General features: G+C 33.7%; 28 protein-coding genes and 1 pseudogene. 10 read left to right on the top strand and 19 right to left on the bottom strand.

Features of this window, described 5'->3' with window-relative positions:
* Nucleotides 1-59: 59 nt before the first annotated feature.
* Entirely contained in the window at nucleotides 60-2,021 is a 1,962-nt protein-coding gene (ligA, locus tag AAE962_RS03150) for an NAD-dependent DNA ligase LigA (RefSeq protein ID WP_343289538.1), read from the bottom strand.
* A 188-nt stretch (nucleotides 2,022-2,209) separates the two neighbouring features.
* Here ligA and AAE962_RS03145 point away from each other — a divergent pair, with 188 nt between their 5' ends.
* Together AAE962_RS03145 and AAE962_RS03140 are read left to right on the top strand one after the other, a co-directional pair.
* On the top strand, nucleotides 2,210-2,449 hold the full coding sequence (locus AAE962_RS03145) for a hypothetical protein (RefSeq protein WP_343289537.1): 240 nt from the start codon (nucleotides 2,210-2,212) through the stop codon (nucleotides 2,447-2,449).
* 53 nt (nucleotides 2,450-2,502) lie between these two features.
* On the top strand, nucleotides 2,503-2,877 hold the full coding sequence (locus tag AAE962_RS03140) for a hypothetical protein (RefSeq protein ID WP_343289536.1): 375 nt from the start codon (nucleotides 2,503-2,505) through the stop codon (nucleotides 2,875-2,877).
* A 542-nt stretch (nucleotides 2,878-3,419) separates the two neighbouring features.
* Here the strand turns inward: AAE962_RS03140 and pyrE are convergent.
* The 4 genes from pyrE to hemC form a co-directional block, all read right to left on the bottom strand.
* Entirely contained in the window at nucleotides 3,420-4,010 is a 591-nt protein-coding gene (gene pyrE, locus AAE962_RS03135; protein WP_264336282.1) for an orotate phosphoribosyltransferase, read from the bottom strand.
* On the bottom strand, nucleotides 4,007-5,191 hold the full coding sequence (locus tag AAE962_RS03130; protein ID WP_343289535.1) for a dicarboxylate/amino acid:cation symporter: 1,185 nt from the start codon (nucleotides 5,189-5,191) through the stop codon (nucleotides 4,007-4,009). The genes pyrE and AAE962_RS03130 overlap by 4 nt, the downstream gene beginning before the upstream one ends.
* Before the next feature lie 67 nt (nucleotides 5,192-5,258).
* A complete protein-coding gene (gene murB, locus AAE962_RS03125; RefSeq protein WP_343289534.1) occupies nucleotides 5,259-6,143 on the bottom strand; it encodes a UDP-N-acetylmuramate dehydrogenase in 885 nt (294 codons plus the stop codon).
* The gene (gene hemC, locus AAE962_RS03120; protein WP_343289533.1) at nucleotides 6,134-7,012 is read right to left on the bottom strand and encodes a hydroxymethylbilane synthase; all 879 of its coding nucleotides are present in this window, start codon (nucleotides 7,010-7,012) and stop codon (nucleotides 6,134-6,136) included. Before hemC ends, murB begins: the two co-directional genes overlap by 10 nt.
* A 590-nt stretch (nucleotides 7,013-7,602) precedes the next feature.
* Between hemC and secD the strand changes: the two genes are divergently transcribed.
* A complete protein-coding gene (secD, locus tag AAE962_RS03115; RefSeq protein WP_343289532.1) occupies nucleotides 7,603-9,117 on the top strand; it encodes a protein translocase subunit SecD in 1,515 nt (504 codons plus the stop codon).
* Nucleotides 9,118-9,836: 719 nt separating this feature from the next.
* Here the strand turns inward: secD and AAE962_RS03110 are convergent.
* The 6 genes from AAE962_RS03110 to AAE962_RS03085 form a co-directional block, all read right to left on the bottom strand.
* Complete coding sequence (locus tag AAE962_RS03110) at nucleotides 9,837-10,088, bottom strand: IS4 family transposase (protein ID WP_343288679.1); 252 nt, start codon at nucleotides 10,086-10,088, stop codon at nucleotides 9,837-9,839.
* Between the two features lie 105 nt (nucleotides 10,089-10,193).
* Nucleotides 10,194-10,457, bottom strand: a complete 264-nt coding sequence (locus AAE962_RS03105) for a hypothetical protein (protein WP_343288678.1) — start codon at nucleotides 10,455-10,457, stop codon at nucleotides 10,194-10,196.
* A 54-nt stretch (nucleotides 10,458-10,511) separates the two neighbouring features.
* Nucleotides 10,512-10,865, bottom strand: coding sequence for a hypothetical protein (locus AAE962_RS03100; RefSeq protein ID WP_343288677.1), 354 nt, complete (start codon nucleotides 10,863-10,865; stop codon nucleotides 10,512-10,514).
* A complete protein-coding gene (locus AAE962_RS03095; RefSeq protein WP_343288676.1) occupies nucleotides 10,819-11,295 on the bottom strand; it encodes a transposase DNA-binding-containing protein in 477 nt (158 codons plus the stop codon). Before AAE962_RS03095 ends, AAE962_RS03100 begins: the two co-directional genes overlap by 47 nt.
* Before the next feature lie 230 nt (nucleotides 11,296-11,525).
* Nucleotides 11,526-12,080, bottom strand: coding sequence for an aminoacyl-tRNA hydrolase (gene pth, locus AAE962_RS03090; protein WP_343289531.1), 555 nt, complete (start codon nucleotides 12,078-12,080; stop codon nucleotides 11,526-11,528).
* Complete coding sequence (locus tag AAE962_RS03085; protein ID WP_343289530.1) at nucleotides 12,080-12,682, bottom strand: 50S ribosomal protein L25/general stress protein Ctc; 603 nt, start codon at nucleotides 12,680-12,682, stop codon at nucleotides 12,080-12,082. The genes pth and AAE962_RS03085 overlap by 1 nt, the downstream gene beginning before the upstream one ends.
* Nucleotides 12,683-12,823: 141 nt before the next feature.
* Between AAE962_RS03085 and AAE962_RS03080 the strand changes: the two genes are divergently transcribed.
* The gene (locus AAE962_RS03080; protein WP_343289529.1) at nucleotides 12,824-13,123 is read left to right on the top strand and encodes an NADH dehydrogenase ubiquinone Fe-S protein 4; all 300 of its coding nucleotides are present in this window, start codon (nucleotides 12,824-12,826) and stop codon (nucleotides 13,121-13,123) included.
* Nucleotides 13,124-13,704: 581 nt separating this feature from the next.
* Here the strand turns inward: AAE962_RS03080 and rsmH are convergent.
* Nucleotides 13,705-14,661: a 16S rRNA (cytosine(1402)-N(4))-methyltransferase RsmH gene (gene rsmH / locus AAE962_RS03075; RefSeq protein ID WP_343289528.1), complete on the bottom strand. Its 957-nt coding sequence runs from the start codon at nucleotides 14,659-14,661 to the stop codon at nucleotides 13,705-13,707.
* A 205-nt stretch (nucleotides 14,662-14,866) separates the two neighbouring features.
* Here rsmH and AAE962_RS03070 point away from each other — a divergent pair, with 205 nt between their 5' ends.
* The gene (locus AAE962_RS03070) at nucleotides 14,867-16,069 is read left to right on the top strand and encodes an MFS transporter (protein WP_343289527.1); all 1,203 of its coding nucleotides are present in this window, start codon (nucleotides 14,867-14,869) and stop codon (nucleotides 16,067-16,069) included.
* Nucleotides 16,070-16,092: 23 nt separating this feature from the next.
* Here AAE962_RS03070 and map read toward each other — a convergent pair whose 3' ends face one another.
* The gene (map, locus tag AAE962_RS03065) at nucleotides 16,093-16,875 is read right to left on the bottom strand and encodes a type I methionyl aminopeptidase (protein WP_264719749.1); all 783 of its coding nucleotides are present in this window, start codon (nucleotides 16,873-16,875) and stop codon (nucleotides 16,093-16,095) included.
* A 118-nt stretch (nucleotides 16,876-16,993) separates the two neighbouring features.
* A complete protein-coding gene (ftsA, locus tag AAE962_RS03060) occupies nucleotides 16,994-18,232 on the bottom strand; it encodes a cell division protein FtsA (protein ID WP_343289526.1) in 1,239 nt (412 codons plus the stop codon).
* A 131-nt stretch (nucleotides 18,233-18,363) separates the two neighbouring features.
* Between ftsA and def the strand changes: the two genes are divergently transcribed.
* The 3 genes from def to AAE962_RS03045 all read left to right on the top strand — a co-directional run bounded on the left by def (nucleotide 18,364) and on the right by AAE962_RS03045 (nucleotide 20,631).
* A complete protein-coding gene (def, locus tag AAE962_RS03055; RefSeq protein WP_343289525.1) occupies nucleotides 18,364-18,903 on the top strand; it encodes a peptide deformylase in 540 nt (179 codons plus the stop codon).
* The gene (locus tag AAE962_RS03050; RefSeq protein ID WP_343289524.1) at nucleotides 18,893-19,666 is read left to right on the top strand and encodes a uracil-DNA glycosylase; all 774 of its coding nucleotides are present in this window, start codon (nucleotides 18,893-18,895) and stop codon (nucleotides 19,664-19,666) included. Before def ends, AAE962_RS03050 begins: the two co-directional genes overlap by 11 nt.
* Nucleotides 19,667-20,103: 437 nt before the next feature.
* Nucleotides 20,104-20,631, top strand: coding sequence for a demethoxyubiquinone hydroxylase family protein (locus AAE962_RS03045; protein ID WP_343289523.1), 528 nt, complete (start codon nucleotides 20,104-20,106; stop codon nucleotides 20,629-20,631).
* On the opposite strand, the gene AAE962_RS03040 is transcribed toward AAE962_RS03045, so the two are convergent.
* The 3 genes from AAE962_RS03040 to AAE962_RS03030 form a co-directional block, all read right to left on the bottom strand.
* Nucleotides 20,628-20,885 carry a hypothetical protein gene (locus tag AAE962_RS03040; protein ID WP_343289522.1) on the bottom strand — a complete coding sequence of 86 codons (258 nt, stop codon included), beginning with the start codon at nucleotides 20,883-20,885 and terminating at the stop codon, nucleotides 20,628-20,630. The genes AAE962_RS03045 and AAE962_RS03040 overlap by 4 nt on opposite strands.
* Nucleotides 20,886-20,963: 78 nt before the next feature.
* On the bottom strand, nucleotides 20,964-21,320 hold the full coding sequence (locus AAE962_RS03035) for a hypothetical protein (RefSeq protein ID WP_343289521.1): 357 nt from the start codon (nucleotides 21,318-21,320) through the stop codon (nucleotides 20,964-20,966).
* Nucleotides 21,321-21,393: 73 nt separating this feature from the next.
* Nucleotides 21,394-22,008, bottom strand: a complete 615-nt coding sequence (locus tag AAE962_RS03030) for a hypothetical protein (protein WP_343289520.1) — start codon at nucleotides 22,006-22,008, stop codon at nucleotides 21,394-21,396.
* A 237-nt stretch (nucleotides 22,009-22,245) separates the two neighbouring features.
* Between AAE962_RS03030 and purF the strand changes: the two genes are divergently transcribed.
* On the top strand, nucleotides 22,246-23,631 hold the full coding sequence (gene purF / locus AAE962_RS03025) for an amidophosphoribosyltransferase (protein WP_343289519.1): 1,386 nt from the start codon (nucleotides 22,246-22,248) through the stop codon (nucleotides 23,629-23,631).
* Between the two features lie 912 nt (nucleotides 23,632-24,543).
* Here purF and AAE962_RS03020 read toward each other — a convergent pair.
* A complete protein-coding gene (locus tag AAE962_RS03020; protein WP_343289518.1) occupies nucleotides 24,544-24,849 on the bottom strand; it encodes a transposase in 306 nt (101 codons plus the stop codon).
* A 38-nt stretch (nucleotides 24,850-24,887) separates the two neighbouring features.
* Between AAE962_RS03020 and AAE962_RS03015 the strand changes: the two are divergent.
* Nucleotides 24,888-25,638: pseudogene (locus AAE962_RS03015) on the top strand (IS630 family transposase); the annotation flags it as partial.
* Between the two features lie 8 nt (nucleotides 25,639-25,646).
* On the opposite strand, the gene AAE962_RS06735 reads toward AAE962_RS03015, so the two are convergent.
* Nucleotides 25,647-25,898 (bottom strand): IS4 family transposase, encoded by a 252-nt coding sequence (locus tag AAE962_RS06735; protein WP_343288679.1) that lies wholly within the window; start codon nucleotides 25,896-25,898, stop codon nucleotides 25,647-25,649.
* Nucleotides 25,899-25,928: the final 30 nt, after the last annotated feature.

The raw sequence follows: 25,928 nt of genomic DNA, 5'->3' as shown, positions 1-25,928 counted from the left end.
AAATCTCTTAACAAGCCAACTAGTTCAGACTCAATCTGACAAGTCAATTGTAATAACCTCTATGAATCACACAATTTGTTCCACTGTTCTTCATCTAAAATTTCCACACCCAATTCCATTGCTTTTTTATATTTTGAACCTGGATCTTCTCCTGCAATTAAATAGTCAGTTTTAGTAGAAAGGCTTGAACTGATCTTTGCCCCTAAAACTTTAGCTCTTACTTTTGCCTCCCCTCTGCTCATAGCACGTAGCTTACCAGTAAACACTATAATTTTGTTATTCAAAAAAGAATCGCTAGAGTTGGAGCTCACAGGAAGAATTTGCAGATATGCAGTAAGGTCATTTAACATTTTAATGTTACGTTCCTGAGAAAAAAACGATTTTAAAGATTCAGCTACTTTTTCTCCTATACCATCTATACCTACCAACTCAACATCATTTGATAACATCGAATTATACCAGTTATCATAAGATACATAATAATTTGCGAGCAATTCTGCTGCAACTTGACCGATAAATCTGATACCCAAAGAAAATATGAACCTATCTAGAGAGATTACTCTTCTGCTTTGTATAGCACTTAATAGATTAGCTATTGACTTCTCGCCCCAACCATGATGCTCTTTTAAGGAAAACTCTTTTAATCTTTCCTCTAAAATAAAAATGTCTGGAATTTGTCTTATTAGTTCCAGGTCATAAAAAAACTTTATTTGTTTTTCACCAAGGCCAACAATGTCAAATGCATCTTGTGACACAAAATGTTTTAGTTTTTCTACTATTTGAGCCTTGCAATTAAATTCTTTAGGACATCTTACTGCAACTCCTTCAATCTGCACTTTACTACCACATTCAGGACATATGTCAGGAAAAACAAATTCAGGCATATTTGTATGACGAGAACCTTCATCTACTTTGACAATTTGAGGAATTACATCCCCAGCCCTTTTTATTGTTACAATATCTCCCTCTCTTATGTCTTTACGTTTTATCTCATCTTGGTTATGCAGACTTGCTCTACTAACTAGCACCCCACCAATATTGACTGGCACTAAATCTGCAACTGGAGTTAAAACCCCTGTTCTGCCCACCTGTATAAATATCTTATTTAACTTTGTTTTTGCATAAACCGCAGAGAACTTGTATGCAAGTGCTGAGCGCGGTGCTTTGTGAGTATTCCCTAGACGATTTTGTAGTACCAAATCATTTACTTTATATACTATTCCATCAATATCATAATCCAAGTTATAGCGACAATTATAGACCTCGTTATAGAACTTCAGCATTCCATCCAAACTACTTGTTAAGGAACGATGCTCATTTACGCAAAAACCAAGTTTCTCAAGTTTTTCTAGTACTTCACTTTGACTTTTCTCTATTCCACCAATTAAAGAATAAGCAAAATATCTAAGAGGCCTTTTTGCTGTAATGTTCGCATTCAATTGCTTTAAAGAACCAGCAGCTGCATTTCGAGGATTAGCGAATTCATTATTTTCATTTAACTTTAAAAAGTCGCTGTTACTGATATATATTTCACCCCTTACTTCTATTCTTCCTTGCACATCTTGTAAAAACTTAGGAAAGTCTTTTATTGTTGCAACATTGTGAGTTACATCCTCTCCTACAAAACCGTCACCTCGAGTTGCAGCTTTAACAAATTTCCCATCTTCATAAATTGCAGAAAATGACAATCCATCAATCTTTGGCTCACATAGTATTTCTATTTCATCTGCAATTAAAAATCTCTTTATTTTAGACAAAAATTTCTCTACACCTTGTTCATCATAAGCATTCTCAAGAGAAAGCATAGGTTCTTGATGTTCCACCTTAGAAAATCTCTCATCAGGCGGAGCACCAACACTATCTTGTGTTGCATAAGCTTCTGGCTCTATTGCAGCTAACTTTTTCCTCAGTTCATCATATTCGGCGTCACTTATCTCTGGCTTACTTTTTTGATAATATAAGATATTATGGTAATTAATTTGGTCCTGCAGTTTTTCTCTCATCTTTTCCAAGTCAGTCATGATACCAATATAATACTCTTTGTCGTCAAGTCATAAATTTTTTCAAAAGGTACTATAAATTTATACTACTGCCCTGAAAGGCACTACTAATATTAGTATAATTTTTAAATTAAGGAGTATATTATATGACAAAATCTAATTATAGAAACTGGAACAATCAACCAAGTTCCTAACCTTTAGCATATGGTGTGAGTGATACATTAGGAGGCTGGTTGGGCATAGATAAAGCAGCAAAAAAAGCAGCAGAACAAGTAATATCTAAAATGGGTAACGATTTAAAACTAGAAGCTAGAAAAGCAGCTCAAGATGAAGTAAAAAAAATAGAAGGAAAAATGCTAACTTTAGCTGAAGAGAAAGCTAACAAAATAGCTACCGAAAAAGCTAATCAAATAGAAAAAAAATATCGGCTTCAATTGATAAGACAGTAAAGTCAGTAGAAGCAAATGCTGAAAAAGCAGCAAAAAATGCAGCTGAAAAAGCAGTGAAAAAAGTAGGACCAGAAGTTGCAGATCTGCTAAAGCCAGAAATAAAAACTCAGGTAAAAGAAGAAGTAAAAAAATATACTGAAGAAAAAATTGAAAGCCTTATAAAACCTGAAATTACAAGCAAAATAGATGATCTTGTCACTGCAAAAAGTAAAGAAGTAAGTACACTTTTAGAAGATGAAATGAATAAATTAATCGAAGATGCACATAAAAATTTGAATGAGAAAATAGATCAGATTAAATGTGAACTTACAGAAGTAAAATCTAATATCTTAGAAGCTAGTGCAAAAAGTTTCTATGAGAGCACAAAATTATTGTCGCTTATGGCAGAAAATGAAACATGTGAAAACCAAGATTTAGTGTATTTTTAATCACAACAGGGTTTTATATAAGGTTTTTATGTTTTTTTTAACCCATAAAAACCTTAGGATAAATGAAGAGAAAAGTATCTGTTAAGTTGCATGGCTACTGTGCAAAATATTGAAGCAAAAAGGTTTCATCCCAGTACTTCCTACCTTGTCATCCCAGTGATCAGACACTGGGATCCATTGTTCTTTTCTGGATTCCAGCGTCACGCGCTGGAATGACACCTATTTGTTTTTAGTACTTCCTTTCCTGTCATTCAATTAGCCTTTTCTTTTCATTCCAGTGCCCAGACACTGGTGCTCATAAGCAAACTAATCATAGGAGGTATTATAATAAAAACAACGTTTTCAATGAAACTACATAAAGCAAGTGTCACGAACCGGAATGACACCTATTATTGTTTTTACTTTATATCTTTATTTGTCTATCTTATTTTGCCATTCCTTTGAACGAATACAGGAAAATAAACTGTAATATCTAACTTTGATGCAAAAAGATCAACATATAACACGTAAAAGTTACTGAATCACTTTAGCCATATATATAATTATTTTGTTAAATATTCTCTACTCCCAGGTTTCATTATGGGTAATTGTTTTAATTCACTTGGCAGTTCTTCCTCGCTATAGTTTTTGATATTTAGTTCAATCAAAGATATGATAGGAAAAGGTAGTTTTGTTTCACTATTTCTCTTGATCAAAGAAGCTCCAGCAACAACTTTACCTCCCTTCTCTTCTGCACATTTTACTGCTTCAAGTGAAGATTTACCTGTGGTAATCACATCTTCAATTAGTAATATCTTCTCACCTTGTTTAATCTTAAATCCACGGCGTAATTCAAATTTACCATTAACACGTTCGCAAAATATTGTTCGGATTCCAAGCTGTCTACCAATCTCATAACCCACGATTATTCCACCAATTGCAGGAGATAGTATTAAATCTATGGGTTCAATAAGCTCTTTTCTTATTTTATTCGCCAATAGCTCACAAACGTTCATTGCTCTGCTTGGATTTTCAAAAATTTTAGCGCATTGTATGTAAGTGTTGCTGTGCAGCCCTGACGAGAGTACAAAATGTCCGTGCAAAATCGCACCAGCCTCTTCAAATTCTTTTATTATTGTATTATCTAATATCATTCTTGAGTTTTAAATTCTTTATTAATTATCTGTGTTATACAGATATCAGACCACACATTTATTGCAGTTTCAAACATATCAATGATTGTATAAATAGGCAAAATCAATCCCATAATGTACAAAGGAACATTCATTGATACCAAATAACTAGTTGCCATAAAATAGCACCCCATCGGCACTCCAGCGTTACCAATTGCAGCTCCTGTAGCTAAAAAAATCCATATGAACATCTCACTTAAGGAAAATGTGTGCCCATTCATCTCTGCAACAAACATCACTGTGATTAAAATAAATGCAGCACACGCATTCATATTGATTGTTGTACATATTGGCAGAATAAAAGACGATAATTTCTTTGGTACCTTTAGCTGATTTTGCACACATTCTATAGTTGTAGGCAGCGTTGCACTAGATGATTTAGAAAAAAATGCAAGTGTAAGTGCTGGCATAACACCTTTCATCGTTTGAATTGGTGATATACCTTTATGCCACATGAGTAGTGGCAAAATCACAAATGCTTGCACGAAATTTGCAGACATTATGCAAGCAAAATACCAAAAAAGACTATGGAATTCGCTGCCACCTTTTAACTCGTATAAAAAACATGTGATAAAAGACCATACAGCAAGAGGAATAAACTTTAATAACCCTTGAGCAATTTTAAGAAGTGTATCAAATAGTGCAGAAAATATTTGGTGTAATATATCTTGTTTTTCTTTTGAGAGCGAAATAATAGCTCCACCCATCAAAAAAGCAATCAATATGCTGCCAATAACATTATTTTCAAGAAAAACTTGCACAAAATTCGAAGGAATGAGTGATTTTAAGTATGAAAAGTAATTGTGGTTGCTGTCACTCACACTTTCTATTGTGTTACTTATGAAATTTTTTCTTACTGGATCTATGAATAAATAGAAAGATAGCGCAACAAATGCAGCTATAATGGTTGTAAGCAGCGTATAAAACAGTGTCTTCTTAAGTAATACTTTAATTTCAATTGAGTCTTTAAGTCCAGAAATTGTTGAAACTATTGATAGAAAAACTAAAGGTAAACTAATCAATTTCAATAAACTGATAAATATATCACTAAATAGCTTTGCGACTTCAAATATCACTTCATTGTTTAAATAGTAAGCAACGACTGCAAACAATATAGAAAAGAGTATTGCAAGCTTATGCATCAAAAATAAAACCTCAAAATGATATTATACAATAATTTTGGAATTAGGTTAAGACAATCAGCAGCAGCTATCTACCTAAAACCCTTATCTCCCACTCAAGCTCAACATTAAATTTACCTTTTACTGCATCTTTTACTCTGTTGCCAAGGTTTTCTAAGTCAAGTGCAGTTGCATTATTGTAATTGAGTAGAAAATTACAATGTTTCTTAGAAATTTTAGCTACACCATTATCTAATCCTCGGCAGCCAGATTCATCAATCAGTTTCCATGCCTTGCAGCCTATTGGATTTTTGAATATACAACCAGCAGTTTTTCCTCTTACTGGTTGGCTTTTATTTTTTTTATCAATAACTTCTTTCAATCTTTGAAATATAAGCTCATACTCTGAACTTACTCCTTTAAATTCAGCTTCAATAAAAATCCACCTGCCTTTTAGACTATGTCCACGATAAAAATATCCCATTTCTTCACTGGAAAATTCATATAAATTTCCATCTTCTAGATTCACTGCCCTTATAAATTTTACAACACTCGCAATATCACTACCATATGCACCTGCATTCATTTCTATTCCACCGCCAACTGTTCCTGGAATTCCGGCAAGAAACTCAAGCCCACTAATTTGCTGTTCCCCTGCAAAGTAGGCAAGCTTACTAAGCAGTGCAGCACCACCTGCAACGATGGAGCTATTATCTTTACATTTAATATATGCAAATTCCTTACCTAATTTTACCGTTATTCCTCGAATGCCACTATCTTGCACTATTATGTTAGATGTTGCACCGATAATGCTAATTGGTAACTCAGTATCTTTTATCAAGCACATTAGATCTTCAACGTCACGTGGCTTAAATAGTACATCAGCTTGGCCACCAACATTTAACCAAGTCATTTTAGACATTGAAACATTATAACGGTAGATTCCACATACTTTAGGTAAGCTTATAAGCATTTTGATTTTAACTCTAATCCTGCATCCATACCCATTTTTTCGGCATCTTCTACAAACGAAGTGCGTTCAGTAAAGTATATAACTCTCTCGCCCGCTAACATACAATAAAGATGTAGCATGTTTTCACTCACATATTCTGCTAAAGCTGCAAGCGGTGTAAAGCATGAACCATTTACTGTCTTCATGAAACTGCGCTCTGATTTTGCCCTTATAAAAGACATATTATTATTAATTTTCTCTAAAAGATCGATAACTTTTATATCATTCTTTCGGCATTGAATGCAAATTGCCCCCTGCCCTACTGCGCTTAACATGACTTTTGGTGTCAATACCTCTGTAATTAAGTGATATTTTTTTAATCTTATCAGCCCTGCTTCAGCTAAAATCATTCCATCAAAATTCTGATTTTGCAGTCTAGTTGTCACATTTCCACGCAGTGGCACTACATTTAAGTCTGGCCTGAGATTTAACAGCTGAACTTTTCTTCTTATTGAAGAAGTTTCAATTGTAGCCTGCTTTGGCAAAGTTTTTAGGCTCTCATATTTATGAGAAACAAATACATCACATGGACTTAACCTCTCTAAAACGCAAGGAATTGTTAAATCCTTCGAGAAAAACGCAGGTACATCCTTTAGCGAATGAACTGCCATATCTATATTATTTTTGAGTAATTCAGCCTCAATCTCCCTGAGGAACAGTCCTTTACCTCCTATTTCAGCAAGTGTTACATTAGCATATTTATCACCAGAAGTTTTGATTTTAATGATCTCAACGGATAGATTAGGAAAAGACTCTAATAATCTTTGTTTTGCTTCCAAAGCTTGGATGATCGCAAGGTCGCTTCCTCTCGTACCTATTTTAACTAGCATATATCCTTCATATTATATGTCTATATTCTATGTCCATTTTTTATTATCTCCAATTTAGTTATTGAACATTTTATAATTAGCTCCTAGTATCATGCACGTTAGTAATTGAGGAGTATGTATATTTGATATTTTAAAAGACTCTAATGGCAGATTTAATAAAAAGAATATTTTACCTCTTGTAGGTGCCACTGTCGCTATTATTCTAACAGCATTAAGTGCAGTAGTAGCAATTCCCAGATTTTTCTCTCACCCCTCTATATCTAGTCCTCTCTTTTGGAAAGATTTAAGTTATAGTAAATTTCTTGCTAATCACATACCACTTAGCATAGTTATTTTCTTAACACTTGGTTTATGCACTTACCTTGCAATTGACAAAATTAGACAAAACAAACAAACAGAGAATCTGAGAGCCAAGTCTGAACCTAATACATGTGTTTATACTGCTTCAATAAATAATGTTCTAGAAGAACAAAATCAATTATAGAGATATTGGTTCTAGGCTTGTTTTTATCTTTCACGGACCTTTTCATTTAGGTGCTTGTGATTAGCAACCATTCAGTTTACACTGTACCTAAGTATAGTTTAAATTTATGCTAAACAAGCTCACAGTTAAATCTCTTTCAGTATTGCTAATTTTTTTGCTATCTTTATATATAATACTGCCAAACTTCTTTGATAATAAGTTTCTCGCCTCAAAAAAGAGGATAAATCTAGGGCTCGACCTGAAAGGTGGATCATCTCTGCTTCTAAATGTAGACTTAGATTTTTACTTCAAAGAGAAACTAAGCATGCTAACCGATGAAATAAAAGAAGGTCTGTTAACACAAAAGATTGAATTTAGCGCAAAAAACGATAAACAAGTGGTTGTAACTTTAAATAATATTGATGATTACAAAAAAGTTTCAACGTTAATACATAAAATAAACCCAAATTTAGAATTGAGTAGAAAAAATACTGCAATTTTCATTTCATATAAACCGCATTATAAGAATTCATTAATCAATGAAGTAGTTTCAGAGTCAATAGTTAATGTTCAAAGACGCTTAGATAAGCTTGGTACTAAGGAAGTAAGTGTGCAAAAACAAGGACAAAATAAGATATTAGTCCAAGTTCCTGGAGTAGAAGACACTCAGCAGATAAAATCTCTGCTTGGCAAAACAGCCAAGCTGGCCTTCCATTTGGCAAACACCAATGTAGCTAAAATGCAAGATATCGATCATGACACTACGATTATGCTCAAGGATTCTTTGGGTAATTCTTACCCGATATTCCGCAAAACTGAAATAGGCGGTGATTCATTAGTTAACGCATCAGTTAGATTTGGCAATTTAGGTAAACCAACAGTACATTTCAAATTCGACAGCATAGCAAGTAAAAAATTTGCAAAAATTACTAAAGAAAATGTAGGAAAGCCTTTTGCAATTGTTTTAGATAACACAGTCTTAACTGTACCAACAATACGTGAACCTATTCTAAATGGAGAGGGAGAAATTAGCGGTAATTTCACTGAAAAACAAGCGAGTGAACTTGCAATACTTTTAAAATCAGGTGCACTACCTGCACCACTTAAAATAATTGAAGAAAAAAACATTGGTCCAAGCCTTGGAGAAGAGTCAATAAAAGCAGGAGAAATTGCAGCAATAATCTCTATCATAGCCGTTGGTTTATCTATAATCATTACTTACGGCAAATTAGGCTTGTTAGCGTCTGTTGCACTCGTTTTTAATGTAATCTCTATACTACTCATTCTTACCTTACTTGAAGCAACTCTTACTCTCCCTGGAATTGCTGGCATTGCTCTAACTGTTGGCATGTCGGTAGATGCAAATGTTTTAATATTTGAACGCATTCGCGAAGAAATAAGAGCAGGAAAAAGAACGGTTCGTGCAATTGAAGAAGGATTTAAAAACGCAATAAAAACAATCCTTGATTCAAACCTCACTACACTAATTGCTTCAGGAATAATGTTCATTATTGGTAGCGGAGCAATTAGAGGATTTTCTATCACTTTATCGATAGGAGTTTTATGCTCGATGTTTTCTGCAATCACAGTCACAAAACTCCTGATAGAACTGTGTGTGAACCCAAAGAAACTAGTACTTTAGTATCTGTTCAGCATAGTGACAAAATAAGATAGACGAGAAAAGACAAATAAATGGTTGTCATGAAAGTAGCTATCCAGTCTTTTCGTCGTCAAAAACGTTGTAACATGCTTACCAACTTAGTTGGATTCCAGTGTGTCACCCCAGCGCCCAAACACTGAAATGGCTTTGTTGCATCACTAACTATGAAAGAGGCCAACTATACAAGCAACGTATTGAAAATCTTATTTTTTGCAATCAATCTGATCAAATTTAAGAATAGTAATTTATTGTTTGTATTAGTAAATTTAATTCTACTTAAAATAGCTAAAGCATTGAAATTCGTGAATTTTATCTGGGTTCTGTGAACAAAATATGCTGTGAGAAAATAAAGTAAAGAAAAAGTAGGAGAAATAAGGAAAAAGAGACCGTGAATAATATAGAGAAACTACCAATAGAATATTACATAGAAAAAAGAAAATGGGAACAAACTTTTGAGTTCTTAAAGGGAGTCAAAAAAGGACAGAGAAAATTTTGAAATGAACGTTAAGACTGCCACGATTTAAGAAAAATGTCAAGACGATGGGCATTTTCCAATAGTATAGTATTTTCTAAAATGGATGATAAAGTTCCATTATGGCATTACCAACCAAAAGTTGTAAGTCTGTATATTTATACATTAGAGGTATGAGGCAGCTTTTGATGGTATGCCAACAGTGTTCTATTGGATTCAAATCTCACTTTTACCCACAATTTTGAGAGGTCATGATGTGAAGCATAACTATGCTCTCCTTAAGATTTTCATAGCCCCGCCATAGAGTCATAGCCCCTGGTAAATTATCACTTTTTCTATTCATAAATCCACCTAATTTTCCTAACCAAATAATAGCTTGTTTTATTTTTGGAGGTTCTTCTGGCAATGTAGCTACTTTATGCTCACGTATGAAAAGGGCCTTCCACTCTTCATTGCTTAAAATTTTAGTACAGGTTTCCATGGGATTTGATAAAGCGACTTTTGTTAAATATAAAATTTTAAATGCAATAATGCTCTTTATAGCAATTAATTTCTGTAGCCTTTCCTTTCTAGTTAAACGAGAGCTTTATATTTTACATCCTGATTTTAAAACCCTGAAATACTCCTCAATTTTCCATCTTAGCTTATACCAATTTATCCTTTCTATAGCATCTAAAGTGCTATTAACTGGTACATTAGTCAGCAAAGTCCAATCAATAGCTTCCAATCCTTCAGGAGGATTTGTTTCTTTTGCACTTACCACATATACAGGGATTTTATCACTTATTTTATGCACTGTGTCTTTTGATCCATAAATTGAAGAAGATCTGATAGGTATATAGCCTTTCATATACTTAACTTCAATATTAGCTTTCCTTGATCTTTGGTTTCTATCTTTATTAACTTATAGAGAAATTTTCTTCTTTACTGGCAGTTGAGTGATGCGTGTTTGCAAATCTGTTTTTCCAATTTCAGTACAGATAAATCTTCTATTAGTTCGATTACGGATTACATAAAAACTACCTAATGTCTCAGTGATCCATAAAAATTTGAAGATATCTGCCTCTCTATCACCAAGGGTAACAAGTTGTACATTTGCAGGAAGGTTGTTTATGCTTTCTTTGAGAGCTGTTATCCACTTATAACTTTCTTTTTCTTCTATGGAGGTACGGTATTTCCTGTTTGCTTTTTCTTGTGCCTTTTCTTTTTCCCTAATAGAACGTGCCCAACATTGTTGAGAAGATAGACCTAAAGGCAATCCGTCCTTTGCTGACTATTAAGGCACTGTGCAACAGTAAACCCATTTTATTCTTCGTATAAGCTTTAGAAATACTACCTAGCCTCTTGGTTTTTATATGAGAGTCAAAATCCAAATAACTTGTATCTTGAACTGAAAAAACAAACTGATTTCCTTTCATTCTCTCCATAGTTTCTTTGTAATGGGAAGAATAAATTTCCTTATCCTTAAGCTTTTCATTGCTAAATAATCTGTATGCACCCTTAGCTTCTTTCCATCCACTACAGCTTTGATTAATTGATCCAGACGCCTTACCCTCTATACAATATCCTGTTTTAATAAGTCTCTTATTAAGTCTTGTATTTCCTAAATTAACGTGTTTTAACTCTCTTTCCAGCCATTTATCCCCTAAGCCATCAGTATATTGCACATTTGTACTTACTTCACTCATTTTAATCCCAAATTTATTTGGTATCCATTTTACTCACTTTTTTATTTGTGGGTAAAAGTGAGGATTCAAATCCGATTGAGAAGTTCTGGTTTGCCATTAAGCATGTCATAAGAAAAGTACTGCCAAGCTTTTTGCCCAATATTAATTCGGCTATTGATTTTGTCTTTCAGTGTTTGGGCAAATCTTACTTCGGTTAGCTATAGATGCTTGTATTGGGCAGTATTCGCTTACTATACACTTCCAACTGAGCTTATAAAAGCTGTGTTATCTCCTTGTAGCATCAGGTGTATATTTTTTGCTATTTTTTCCACTAAGAGGATAACATTATCAAAATTTTCAAATTTTGATAATACATAATCTGCTAAGCTTTTCTGACCTTCAGGCCTACCTACTCCAAATCTCAAACGCCAATAATCATTACCAATAAGGCTATCTATAGACTTAAGTCCATTATGTCCGGCTGAGCTACCGCCCTTTTTTACTTTTATTCTTCCAAATTTCAAGTCAGCATCATCATGCAAGACAATAATATTATCTAGCGATAATTTGTAAAAATTTTTTATTTTTGCAATAGGAATACCTGAATTATTCATAAATGAATAAGGTTTTATCAGCATGATTTTATTATTATTAATTATGCCGGAGGTTATCAAGTAATCGGCTTTCTTAGAAAATGACTGAAAATTCCAATATTTGTAGATTGCGTCAATAACTATGAAGCCAATATTATGGTGAGTTAATTCATATTTACTACCAGGATTACCAAGCCCGGCTATTAAATGCACTACTCCTCTGTTTTTGTTTGAGACTCTTCAACATCACTATCAGCAGCAGAGATTGTTACAATGGTTTCCTCATGAGGTACAAATTTAACACCTTCTGGCAATTTTACATCATTGATATGTATAGACTGACCAATCATTTTGCCAGACAAATCAATTTCTATGACTTGAGGTATTTTCTCAGGAGAGCATTTGACAGTAATAGAACGACACAAAACATTAAGCACTCCACCTAATTTGATTCCTGGTGATTTACTTTCATTGATGAATGATAAAGGTATATCTATTTTAATTTCACTACCTTTATCAACAAACTGAAAATCAACATGTTGCACAGTATCCTTTACTACATGCCATTGAATATCACGAACAAGAGCATATTCTTTTTTCCCTGAAATATCTAGTTCTATTAAATGTGCAGAAAGAGCACCTGATTTATATTGTTTAGTAAATTCCTTTGCAGACAATGTCAAATTTACGTTATCATGCCCTTTACCATATATAACTGCAGGTATACTTCCCTTCTCCCTCAGAGCCTGCATCTCTTTCTTTTTTTTTACATCACGCAACTCTGCATTAATTGTTACCATTTCTTGCTGTGCCATCGATTACTCCTATTCAGCTAATCCTTTTTATACAATTTAATAATATAACATAAAAATATTTATTTCAAACTTCATTCTTTCACAGTAATTTTTTGCGAAAAATTTATTTAGATATATACTGAAGATTACTTAGTAAGAGCTATGAGTATTGACGATCAAGTGGTTTTTAAGATTTATAAACCAACAAAAACTTCCACACAATCTGGCTTAGGTAATACAAAATTCTGGTACCTAAAAATTGAGCCTTGTTCTTACTATATTGAACCTTTGATGGGGTGGTTTGGATCAAAAGATCCCCAAAAACAGATTGTATTAAAGTTTGATTCTCTTGAAAAAGCAGTATCTTACGCAAAGAAACACAACACAAAGTACATAATTGAAATGCCAAAAGATGTTAAAAGACTGCCAAAATCTTATGCAAATAATTTTATACTAAAGTAAATTTTATTGTAGTATGTTTACCTAAAAGCTTAAATCTAAGAACATATCTTGAGAGGACTTAAGTGGTTAAGCATATATTAAAGAGTTCTTGAAGTAAGGAGAGCATGATCATACGTCAAGTTTACCTAAAATTCTGTAACATTAGCAGCTTTCTTGCCCCGTTTTCAGTAAACAGTGATTTTGTAATTCTTCTATATATTAGAAAAATTTTTATTTTAATTAGTCATAGGCGCCTATTGGTTTTTAGCTAAAGTAAAGGTCAAGTATCTGGAATTCTGGACATAAAATCCTCCTGTGTAAAAAAGATTAGAAAAAAATACAGTGCACATACGACAGAGATTAAGTATATGTGTATACACTGAAGAAGACACACTACATTAATGAATTTGATTGTTTAATAGAAAAAGTCTGCAGACAAAGATAGATTTTGAGCTCTTAAAATATCTCTAATTGTAATTAGAATTAGATTTAAAATATATGGAAGCAATTTTTTACGTTAGCTATTTAAAATTAGGCCTCTTGCATAACTATATTAAAGCAATACTAAAAAAGCATAATTATTGAAATGGCACGAAAGGTCCTCATGACAACCTCTGTATAGCTCTTAATTTTGCTGAACGCGCACGCGGATTTGCATTTATTTCTTCCGCACTTGCTTTAATCACTTTTTTGTTTAAAAGGGAGAATGTCTTGGTAGGTCCTGGTTCACACAAATCTTTAAAAAGGGTTTTAACTATACGATCTTCTAGAGAATGAAAGGTAACTACAATTAATTTGCCGTTTTCACTTAAAATCTCAGATGCAGCTTTAATACCCTTTTCAAGCTCTCCTAGCTCATCATTTACCCATATTCTGATTGCCTGAAATGTTCTAGTTGCAGGGTCAATCTTGCTTTTTCCACGAAACACCACAGAACGTACAATATCCGCAAGTTCAAATGTAGTTTTGATAATTTTCTTCTTCCGCGCATTTACTATCGCTCTTGCGATTTTACGAGAATGACGCTCACCCCCATAATTATATATAGTGTTCGCAATCTCTTCTTCACGTAAAGCGTTAACAAATGTCGAAGCATTCATATGAGAATAGTTATCCATGCTCATGTTAAGTGGGCCATCACGTAGAAATGAGAATCCTCTATCTCCATTATCAAGCTGCATAGATGAAACTCCAACGTCGAAAACTATGCCGTCCACTCCATTTGATTTCATTCCAGCGCGTGACGGTGGAATCCAGTTATTTTTCTTCTGGATCCCAGTATCAAGTACTGGGATGACAGGGGATTTATTCAGTATACTTTTAATATTAGTAAACTTTTCAATAAATAACTTTATTCTATTAGGGTATTTAACGTTCAGATCATCATAAAATTTGGTAACTGTTTCATCCCTATCAATTGCATACACTTTGCAATCAGCGGATTCCAATATTGCTTTGCTATATCCTCCAGCTCCAAACGTGGCATCCACATATATACCACCACTGTGTGGTGACAATTGCAGTATCATCTCTTTTAACAAAACTGGAATATGTGTCATATCAAGAGACTTTGTGCACTTAAATTAAAATAACTTTCTCGCCAAAAAATATATGGAAATATATAGGTATAGTATAAGAATATTTAAATATAATCAACGATATAAAAATTTAATAAGATAATATTATTAATATAACATTTACATAATTCACGTTTGAAAAAGTAAGTAATATTACTATAATATCAAACAAATTACGGAAGATTTTGTGCAACAAATAACAAAAGTAATACTATCAAGTTTAATTTGTAACACTTTGTTGTGGTATGATCACATGCTTTTCAGCCATCTAATAAGCATAATCGGAGATGTGTTTTTTCCATCAGACGACAAATTAGTCAGCATACTTAAAGCTTTTGGAGTGTTTGCAGTCGGTTTCTTAATAAGACCAATTGGTGCTGCTATATTTGGCCACATTGGCGATAAATATGGAAGAAGGATTGCTCTATTTCTCTCTATCATATTGATGACTCTATCAACCGTACTTATTGCATTTGTTCCAGGGTATCAGAACATTGGGGTACTCGCATCAGTGCTGGTGGTATGTTTAAGATTATTGCAGGGTATATCTCTTGGAGGAGAGGCAGGAAATGCCCCATTTTTAATAGAGCATGCTCCTAAAAATAAAAGAGGATTCTTTGGCAGTATTGAAGTATTGAGCGCAATTCTTGGCTCAATATTAAGTCTTATAGTGGTGCTTATATGCAAAAAAGTATCCGATTTTGAATCTTGGGGATGGAGATTGCCTTTTATTTTCAGTTTTGTAATAGGATTAATCAGTATATATATGAGATATATACTCGATGAAAGCCCAGAATATAAAAAGCAGGAAAAGCCACATGAACTACCGTTAAAAGAACTGTTAAATGGATATAAAAAACCTTTTCTAATATCAATTGGAGTTGACATAGTTGAGAATGCATCTCTTTACATATATCTAGTGTTTTTTAATGTACTTGCATCAACAATAAACACTCAATTTAATCACACAGTAGAAATATTGAATCAGATTGCGCTTGGAGTATTGACCATACTATTTGCAATACTTTCTGATAAGATAGGGAGAGAAAAAGTTATGAAATTTGCATTTGTGACTTTTATAATAGTAAGTTATCCAGTTTTTTCAATGATACTAAGTGGTCTCACCATAATGGCGCACGTTCTTTTTATAATCCCAATAGCTGCTTCTCTTGGTCCTGTTAGCGCGTTTATGTGCGAATTATTCCCAACAAAGGTACGATACAGTGGATTTGGTTTATCAAGAAATATAGCTTCGGGATTTTTTGGTGGTCTTGGACCATTTATATGCACAACTATTATCAAAGTTACAGGACAAGGAACTTTAGCAAGTTTTTACATGATTTTCTGTGCACTAATTGGGTTAGTTGCTATATCACAAGTTAAGAGTTAGATTTTTTCAAGTGTTTAAAAAATCTAATCATAAGGTGGAAAATGCCAATTTTTAGGTGATAGTGTAAATATTTCAACTCCATCTTTTGTGACTCCAAGCGTATGCTCAAACTGTGCAGAAAGTGAAAGATCACGTGTTGTCACTGTCCAGCCATCTAGCTTGCTGAGCAGAGTTTCATGTTTTCCAGCATTGATCATTGGTTCTACCGTAAAAAACATGCCTTCTTTTAAGATAAGATCCTCACCTTCATCATAAAAATGTACAACATTTGGTGGAGCATGAAAAACCTTTCCTATGCCATGTCCACAATAATTGCGTACGATAGAATATCCAAAATCTTCAATATATTTTTCTATAGCAAATCCTATTTCATTTAACTTATTGCCGGGCTTAACTTGTTTTATCGCTTCCATTAGCGCATTGTAGGCAGCATTACACAAACGCTTTGCTTTTATTGAGGGTTTACCAGTCCAAAACATGCGACTTGTATCACCATACCAGCCATTTAAAATCACTGTAACGTCAATATTTAAAATATCTCCATCTTTAAGAGGTTTATCATCAGGAATACCATGACATACAACAGCATTTTTCGAAGTACAAATTGATTTCGGATATCCCTTATAATTCAGTGGTGCTGGAATTGCATCTGCATTGATTATAAAATTATGACATAGATCATTTAATTCATTAGTTGTTACCCCTACTTTGACGTATGGTGCAATAAAATCAAGGGTTTCAGCTGCAAGCCTGCCAGCTTTACGCATAAAGTCAAAATCTTCTTGTGAATGTATAGTTATGTTCATGTTTCTTACGTTTTTATTGTAATTTTCTGCTTCTCTTACGGATACATCAGTGTAATAATACTATAAAAATAAGCTCCTAGATCAAGCCATTTGTATATTAAGAGATAAAGACAAAAATCTAGACTGTGACTTTTGATTTAACCCAATGGTATAACTTACTTATTTTGCCATCGTGACCAAGCATTCCAGAATTATTTCTATAAAAGGTGTCAACTATTAGCTTTATAGAGCCTAAAGCAGCAGAAAATACAGGATTTTTGTCGTATTCGCCATCAAGACCGCTACAACACTCAGGGCATCCGATACGGACTTGTTTATTGAATATATAGCTTGCAATTTCTTTCATGCTTGTGAGTTGACTGGTTCCACCTGTGATCACTACTTTATTAATTGGATCTTTCTGTTCTTGAAATTGTTCTCTTATCAGCTCAAGTATTTCCTCAATCCTTGGTCTTATGATGTTAACAAGTTCAGACTTAAACACTTGAGTTGGTTCATCGCTTTCATTACTTTGCACTGCAATACATTCATTCTCATCTATTGAAGTTACAATAGTGCTACCGTATAGTATTTTTATGCGTTCAGCATGCTCTATACTTGTGCATAGTCCATAAGCTATATCTCGGGTAATGTGAATGCCACCAATTGGAATGCTTCTTGTGTACACAAGTTTTCCTCTCTTAAAAATTCCAATTGCAGTGCATCCACCTCCTATGTCAACAACGGCAGTTCCTAGCTCTTTTTCATCTTCACTTAGACAAGCAAGACCTGAAGAATATGCAGAAGCAACACAACCAGCCATACTTATCCCACTATTATTAGTTATGCAATTTTCAATGTTGGTAAGAGCTGGACGCGAAGCAGTGACAACATTAACATCAGCAGACAATCTTTTTCCATATAATCCACTGACCTCCTTTATGTCAGTCATATCATCTAAGTGATATTTAAGTGGTATATTGTGAATTATAACATTTTCTTCGATATATTTCTCAAATGTCTGAAAGACTACACGTTTTATATCTCGGTCTAAAATTTCGTGATTAGCTGCAATTATTTCGTTATGTACGTTAAAAGACGAAATCCCACATCCAGCCACATTCACATATATCTGGTCTATAGTCTCTTCTGATACTTGTTCAGCTAAACCTACAGTTGATGAAATAGAGTAACTTGCATGCTTTGCGTCAGTTATTGATCCACCATTTATACCTTCTGCACTTTTATAACCCACTCCTATTATTTTATAGCTAAAATTGCTATTGATTTTAACAATGAGACAGATAATTTTTGTTGTACCCACGTCTAAAACAGCAAAAACATTCTGCTTTGGTTTTGTTATTACTGCAGAGTACATTGGTTGACCTTATGATGCGATTCCATTTAAATTGTAGCTTCCCTGAATGAATTTATATTTCTATCATAAATGTAGCAACATTTTAATATACCTAGACAAAAAGAAAAATAAAACACAGAATTACAATTTTTATGTCTAAGTTACCAATTATAATTGCCCCTGACGAAAGATTAACTACACGCGCCAGTGAAGTAACAGATATAACCGATAAAATTAAAGAATTAGTAAACGACATGTTCGAAACTATGTACGATGCAGAAGGTCTTGGTCTTGCTGCAGTACAAGTTGGAGTGCTGAAGAGAATTTTTGTCATGGACGTTCATACAGAAAAGGCTGGAGATGAGTTAGTAGGATATGATTCAGTTGGTAAGTTTTGCATGATTAATCCTGAAGTTAAGGAATTATCCGATGAACAAGTGATTATGAGCGAAGGATGTCTTTCAATTCCGGAGCAAATCCATGAAATCAAGCGTCCAAAATATTTAACTGTAAAATATAAAAACTTAAATAACGAAGAACAGACGCTAAAAGCTAGTGGTTGGCTTGCAAGGTGTATTCAGCATGAATTGGATCACTTAAATGGTATATTATACATTAGACATTTATCTAAGTTGAAGTATGATTTGGCTATGAAAAAAGCACAAAAGGTTAAGAGACACTATGAGCAATGAAGATCTAGAATTGTTGAAGTTCTATCATGAAGTGGGAGTTGATTGCACACTAACTGAAAGTGAAGAGGAAAAAAAAATGGAAAATGAGAGAGCTGTACAGTCTTCTGTCATCGATCAGAAAAAAGCCATGTTCCCAAGTGACTGGATCATTGAAGCAAGGAAACTTGCAAGTGAATGTGGTAGTGTAGATGAACTAAGAAGTGCAGTTAAGTCATTTGAGGGTTGTGAAATAAAAAAAACTGCAACTAATACTGTTTTTTCCGATGGTAATCCAAATGCAAAAATCATGCTTGTTGGTGAAGCACCAGGAGCAAATGAAGACCTTAAAGGCATACCATTTTGTGGTGCAAGCGGAATGCTGCTTGATAAGATGCTCAGTGCAATTAGTTTGGACCGCACTAAGGTGTACATAAGCAACGCGGTGTTTTGGCGTCCACCAGGTAATAGAAAACCAACTGACCTAGAGCTTGATATGTGCAGACCATTTGTTGAGAAGCACATTGCTCTTATTTTACCGCAAATTCTGATTTTTGTCGGAGGAATTGCATGTTATAGCCTTCTTGATAACACAAAGACTATATCGAACTTGCGTGGCAGATTTCATACTTATACTAACCAATATTTATCTCATTCAATTACTACAGCCGCTATATTTCATCCAGCCTATCTACTTCGTCAACCAGCACAAAAACGCTTAGCTTGGGAAGATTTGAAGAAGATTAGGGAATATCTTGATAATACCAATAACTACACGGATGTTTAGCTTACTACTCGTTATCATCTTAGTACCGGATAATTGAATTAAATATTAAAAAATCTACTAAACAGAGAAAAAGGCAAAAGAAAATCTATCAGCTACTACCTATTTTTTTAATTGGCGTTTTTCATTGTGTTAAATCCTTTGATAAGCGCATTTTAGCTTATGTGGGTAAAAGTTTTATAAAGACATAGAGTGCAAAAAATTAAACATCAAGTATATTGAGCTTTTTGTCGCTTTATCTGCACAGACTGAAGATAAATAATATATCTTCACCCTTATTTTAAGGAGAATGGAGGAGTCCGTCAAGTAACTATTGCCGTTGCTATAGCTGCTTGAGTTCCTGTAATCACAATGTTTTTGCAATGTACGCATGGAATTTTATTTACTCTATAATATGTTGGTTTATAGTAGTACTAATGCAGAAATAAAGGGATGAGACATTGGAAAGCAATATAAAAAAATTGAAAGGAAATTTTTTAGAACGAGCAATTAGAGTAAATCATGCTGGCGAATATGGAGCCATTTGCATTTATTCTGGTCAAAAATTTATTCTTAAAAAATCTTCTATAATTGACAAAATAATTGAAATGGAGGAGCAGGAAAAAGAACATTTCCACTATTTTAATGAGAAAATCAAGGAGCAAAGAGTTCGTCCTACTGCTTTGCTGCCAGTTTGGAATGTTTTAGGGGTGTCACTTGGTGTTGTAACTGCTATGATGGGTAAAAAAGCTGCTATGGCTTGCACTGCTGCAGTTGAAGAGGTGATCGGAGAGCATTACAAGAAGCAGGTCTTACATTTAGAAGATGGGGAATTAAGAGAAACTATAAGTAAGTTTCGTGATGAGGAGTTAGAACACAGAGATATTGCAATTCAGCACAATGCTGAAAGCGCACTTGGCTACAACGTTTTATCTTTGTTCATAAAAACAAGCTGCAAAGCTGCTATTTACTTCTCTAAATTGATTTAATCAATCACTATTTGACAACCAACCACATTTGCCTTTAGTTCTTGTGCTAATTGCTGCCCCATATCCTCTACTACAATCGAATGCGTATGAATGTTTATAATTAATTTCTTAATTATTATCCTAAAAATACATTGATTTAATTCTCTATTAGAGTTTTCTTGTTGTTGTAAACATGTTTGCATAAGACTAGTAGATGGAACGTTTTTAATAGTCTGAGTTAACTCCTCAGGAATATTTTCAAAACTCTTGCCCATAACTTCTAAAACACTTTTCCCCTGTATAAGACAATTCCCTCCAAAGCTTTATTTGTTTTCTAACTTGCTAAACCTTATTTAGCTTTTCTCATCAATTTCTACTACCATTTTGTTACCATCTTTCCTTAGATAAATACTAATCTCTCCTATTTTAGTAGTAAAAAATATTTCAATACCACCTTTTAAGATATCTGTGTAATTTCTTTTTCCATCTTCTATAATTTCAACTTTTACTATACTTTCCTCAATCTGAAATATGCCAACTTCTAAATCCTTAGCTTTTTCATTATTTAAAGTTCTCGCAGTTTCAACAATACTACCTTGTGGATACTTAATATAAAAATATTTATTATCTACTTCTACTTCAAGATCATATTTATCAATTTGCTTGTTATTTTCTTTCACAATACCTTCATATGCTAGACCCTCTAGCATTTCTTTCTTACTCTTACATTGTTCGTTAAGATCATTTAAATAATTAGAGCCGTAATATCCACCTTCAATATCGCTATAAAAAGATAACTCCTTTTTCTACCCCACCTTTTAACACTAAATTACGAGTGATCTTTTGTATGATATTTTTTGTAGTTGAATTGTGTGGATTTTCATGAAAGCGATTAATTAATTCTTCCATTTTTTCAAATATAAAATATGTTACAGTCTTATTATCCTTACCGTAATATGAGTTTAATCTTATTCCTTGATTTAAATAACCCTCTATTATGCGTTCCATGTACTTTAAAACGCTTTCTTGCTCATCGTGTTCTGTTATACCTTTTATCATCTCATCACAAAATTTTTTAACTAGAATTTGTTCATCTGTAGTCAATGGTATTTGCAATTTCGTAGAAGATGAGTCTCGCTCAAAAAGATAAATTATTGACAATTCTTCTTCTCTTTTAATAAAGTCATAACTTCTTAGATATTCTGCAACATCTTTGTTTTTTGCGTACCTTTTCTTGATTAAATCCATATGCCTATCTTTACGACTTATAGTCGGTAATTTTGGATTTGATGAACTACTCTGTTGACTATTGAAGAAGCTGTTAGAGAACTGTTCAGGCTCTAAAATAAGATTACTTTCACCTTGTTTACCTACTTGCTTAGAAATATTATATACCATAACCACTAAAACTTTTTAGTGGTTACTTCAATACATAGATAAGTCAATAAAAATATCTTTTTCTCTTCAGTGATAAAAAATTGTCAAAAATCTCAAAATTGGTTAATTGCATATAACCTACTTTCTGGTATACATCAAAACTACCGTAGAAAGCTTCAACTTTGAAAGGGATTAACAAATAAAATTCTTGTACTTTGCCTCTACTAAAGTACAATCAGGCTTTATTTAATATTTTTCATGCTTGATGAAGTACATGAGGAGTGCGGGGTATTTGGCATAAGTTACAACCAAAGTGCTGCTTTTAACTCTATACTTGCTCTCCACGCTTTGCAGCATAGAGGTCAAGAGTCTTTTGGCGTAGTAACCAGTAACAACGATAAGCTGCACTCTTATCACTTTCAAGGCCAAGTGAGCAGTGTATTTGATGATATAGATGAAATAAAGAAATCCTTACCTGGGGATTGTGCAATAGGTCATGTTCGATACTCAACAAGTGGTAGTAAATTTGGAGTGCAGCCCATGTTTGGCAAAAGTGGCAAATTTGGGGATTTTGCCATAGCACATAATGGTAATTTAATTAATATTTCTCCGATACGCGAACAATTAATTAAACAAGAGTGCGTTTTTCAGTCAGATATTGATACAGAAGTAGTAGTGCATCTGACAGCAAGCAGTGAAAAAGATAGCTTTTTAGAGAGTTTTATATATGCATTAAAGCAAATACAAGGTGCTTATTCTTTTGTGGCAATCAATCAAGAAGTAGTTATTGGAGTACGTGATCCATCTGGAATCAGGCCTCTTGTTTTAGGAAAGTTAAACGGTTCTTACGTTCTTGCATCTGAAACTTGTGCTCTTGATATAATAAATGCAGAGTTTATTAGAGAAATAGAACCAGGCGAATTAGTTACCATCAGTTCGGATAGTAAGCTAGCCTCAATGTTTCCTTTCCCACAGCAAAAATCAAGTTTTTGTATTTTTGAATACGTTTACTTCTCGAGACCAGACAGCATAATGGAGAAGAGGTCCATATATGATATAAGAAAAGAAATAGGAAGAATACTTGCAGAAGAGAGCCCACCAAAAAACAATGTAGATATGGTTGTACCAATACCTGATTCTGGAATACCTGCAGCTATTGGATATGCAAAGCATTCAGGATTACCTATGGAACTGGGGATAATTCGTAATCATTACATAGGAAGAACTTTTATACAACCCACCGCTGAAGTACGTAAAGTTAGAATAAAATTAAAATTCAATTCTAATAAGCACACTTTGAAAGGCAAAAACATAATTTTAATAGATGATAGTATAGTGCGTGGTAGTACGCTCAGAAATATAATAGTTATGCTAAAGGATGCGGAAGTAAAAGAGATTCACCTCAAAATTTCAAGCCCACCAATTAAGCATTCTTGTTTTTATGGAATAGATACGCCAGAGTGCAAAGATTTAATTGCTGCAAATAAATCTGTAGAGGAAATTAAGGAAATTATAGGAGTAAATAGCCTAGCCTTCTTGAGTATTAATGGACTATACAGGGCTGTTAAAGAAGAAAAACGTAACAACGCTACACCGCAATATTGCGATGCTTGTTTCACTGGTGATTATCCGATTGGTAAGTAATCTATTATTAATGAAGGTGAGGTTTTTTCTATATTACATTAACAGTTTTAAAAATAGGTTTTTGCATAACCATATAGTTTTTGCCTGGGCGTCATTTGAGTAAAAACTACTTTACAAATTTCGTCATTCCCTTTACTATGATACTAAGAGTATTTATCATTGTTTTTGACCTGCAGGCTCAATGACAAAATTCAGATATTTATTGGCAAATTACACAAAAATTATAGCGGCTGTATGTTTTTTTATTTTTTCTACATTCAGCCAAATCGTGCTTGTTAGCACATTATTACAACGCCAATCTAAATTATTAAAACTCGTCACACGGGGATTCTTTTGCCTTTTTTCTTCGTTTAGTAAATTTCTTAATATTTGTAACTAAAGTAATTTTAGAGAGGCGTTATGTAAGTAGCTGACACACAACTGTACGAGCATTCATTTTTGAAGATAGCAAAGGTGTCATTCAAGTAGCTGACACTGGGATCCATCTCTTAATACAGCCTCATCAAAAATGTTGTGTTTTAACATAAAATTAGCTGCTTCTATGCTCATAAACTTAATATCCAATCAAATTTCCTGGATCCCAGTGTCAGCTACTTGAATGAAAAATAAAGATACTGGGATGACAGGAGTGTGAGGTAAGGCTACATCCATATTCCAACAGGTATGACGGTATCATTCCAGCACTTGATGTTGGAATTCAGGAATTTTTTGAGCATGAAAGTTATGCTAAGTTTTTGTTGGTAAGTAAAGGCTGGATCCCAGTGGGCTTTGTTGCATAGCACCTTAAGCAGTGATGGTTTACGACAAATTTATGTAATGATTTCAAATTTAGCCATACCAATATCAGTGAATTTGTTAAGCAAATAGCACTTAATTAGTAATTCTTTTTCACGATTTACTTCAGATTTATTCCTAAACAAATACTTGCTTCAACCTTGAGAAAAATCCTTCTATGTAAGATCTTTTTCCATAAATTGCTTCCTTTTTCCACTCTTTTAGACCATCTTGTCCATATAATTTTATTAACCTAATAGCAGCATTTCTGTCAGACATATAATCTATTTTTGAATGTTCTGCTGCGTCCTTTTTTGGTAGAACTTTTGTCTTTATATCGTATTTCTTACACAATTTATAAAGTTTGTGCCTATCGCATGCCCTATCTGCATATAATGCTTTTATTTTGTGCTGAAAATTATAGCGCTTCCCATAATAGTCCAAAAAGAGTAAGATGTAGATTTATAGTAGTGAAGGTAAGGATGCCAGTAGCATATAGTTATGACTTAAGGAAAAAGGTAATGGAAGCGTTGGATGAAGGGGAGAGTGGAGAAACTGTTGCCAAGAGATTTAAGATCGGAAAAACAACTTTATATGAGTGGAAGAAAAGACGTGAGAAAACGGGAGATTTTCAGTCAAAAAAGCCTGGAAGCGTGGGCTATAACCATAAAATTAACGACTGGAATGCATTTGCCGAATTTGCAAATGAACAAGGTAGCAAAACTCAGTCAGAGATGGCTAGGCTTTGGGGCAATATTAGTAGACAAACAATTCATCGAGCACTTAAAATATAGGATTTACAAGAAAAAAAAGATCTACGGATACAAAGAAAGAAATGAGGAAAAGCGAGCTCAATTTGCAAATGTTATAGCGACAAAAGAACCTAAAGAATTAGTGTATATAGATGAGTCTGGCATTGATAACACTGAAGACTACCCCTATGGATATTGCCAGAAAGGACAGCGGTTTTATGCCCTAAAATCTGGCAAGAAAACTCAACGAATCAGCATGGTTCAGCCTTAAGTCGAAGAAAAATAATTGCTCCGTTAACCTTTGAAGGCCACTGCAATATGGATATCTTTAATAAATGGTTTGAGCACTTTCTGACACCGATTTTGGAACCTGGACAAACTGTTATCCTTGATAATGCTACTTTTCATAAGTCTAATAAGATTTGCTAAAGGGGTTGGTGCAGAAATTTTATATCTGCCTCCGTATTCTCCAGATTTTAACACTCACTTTTACCCACAATTTTGAGAGGTCATGATGTGAAGCATAACTATGCTCTCCTTAAGATTTTCATAGCCCCGCCATAGAGTCATAGCCCCTGGTAAATTATCACTTTTTCTATTCATAAATCCACCTAATTTTCCTAACCAAATAATAGCTTGTTTTATTTTTGGAGGTTCTTCTGGCAATGTAGCTACTTTATGCTCACGTATGAAAAGGGCCTTCCACTCTTCATTGCTTAAAATTTTAGTACAGGTTTCCATGGGATTTGATAAAGCGACTTTTGTTAAATA

Origin of the sequence: Wolbachia endosymbiont of Encarsia formosa (genome assembly GCF_039540065.1) — a bacterium.
Lineage (GTDB): Bacteria > Pseudomonadota > Alphaproteobacteria > Rickettsiales > Anaplasmataceae > Wolbachia.
The sequence above is the reverse complement of the archived record's forward strand: the minus strand, read 5'-3'. Positions and strand labels throughout refer to the sequence as shown.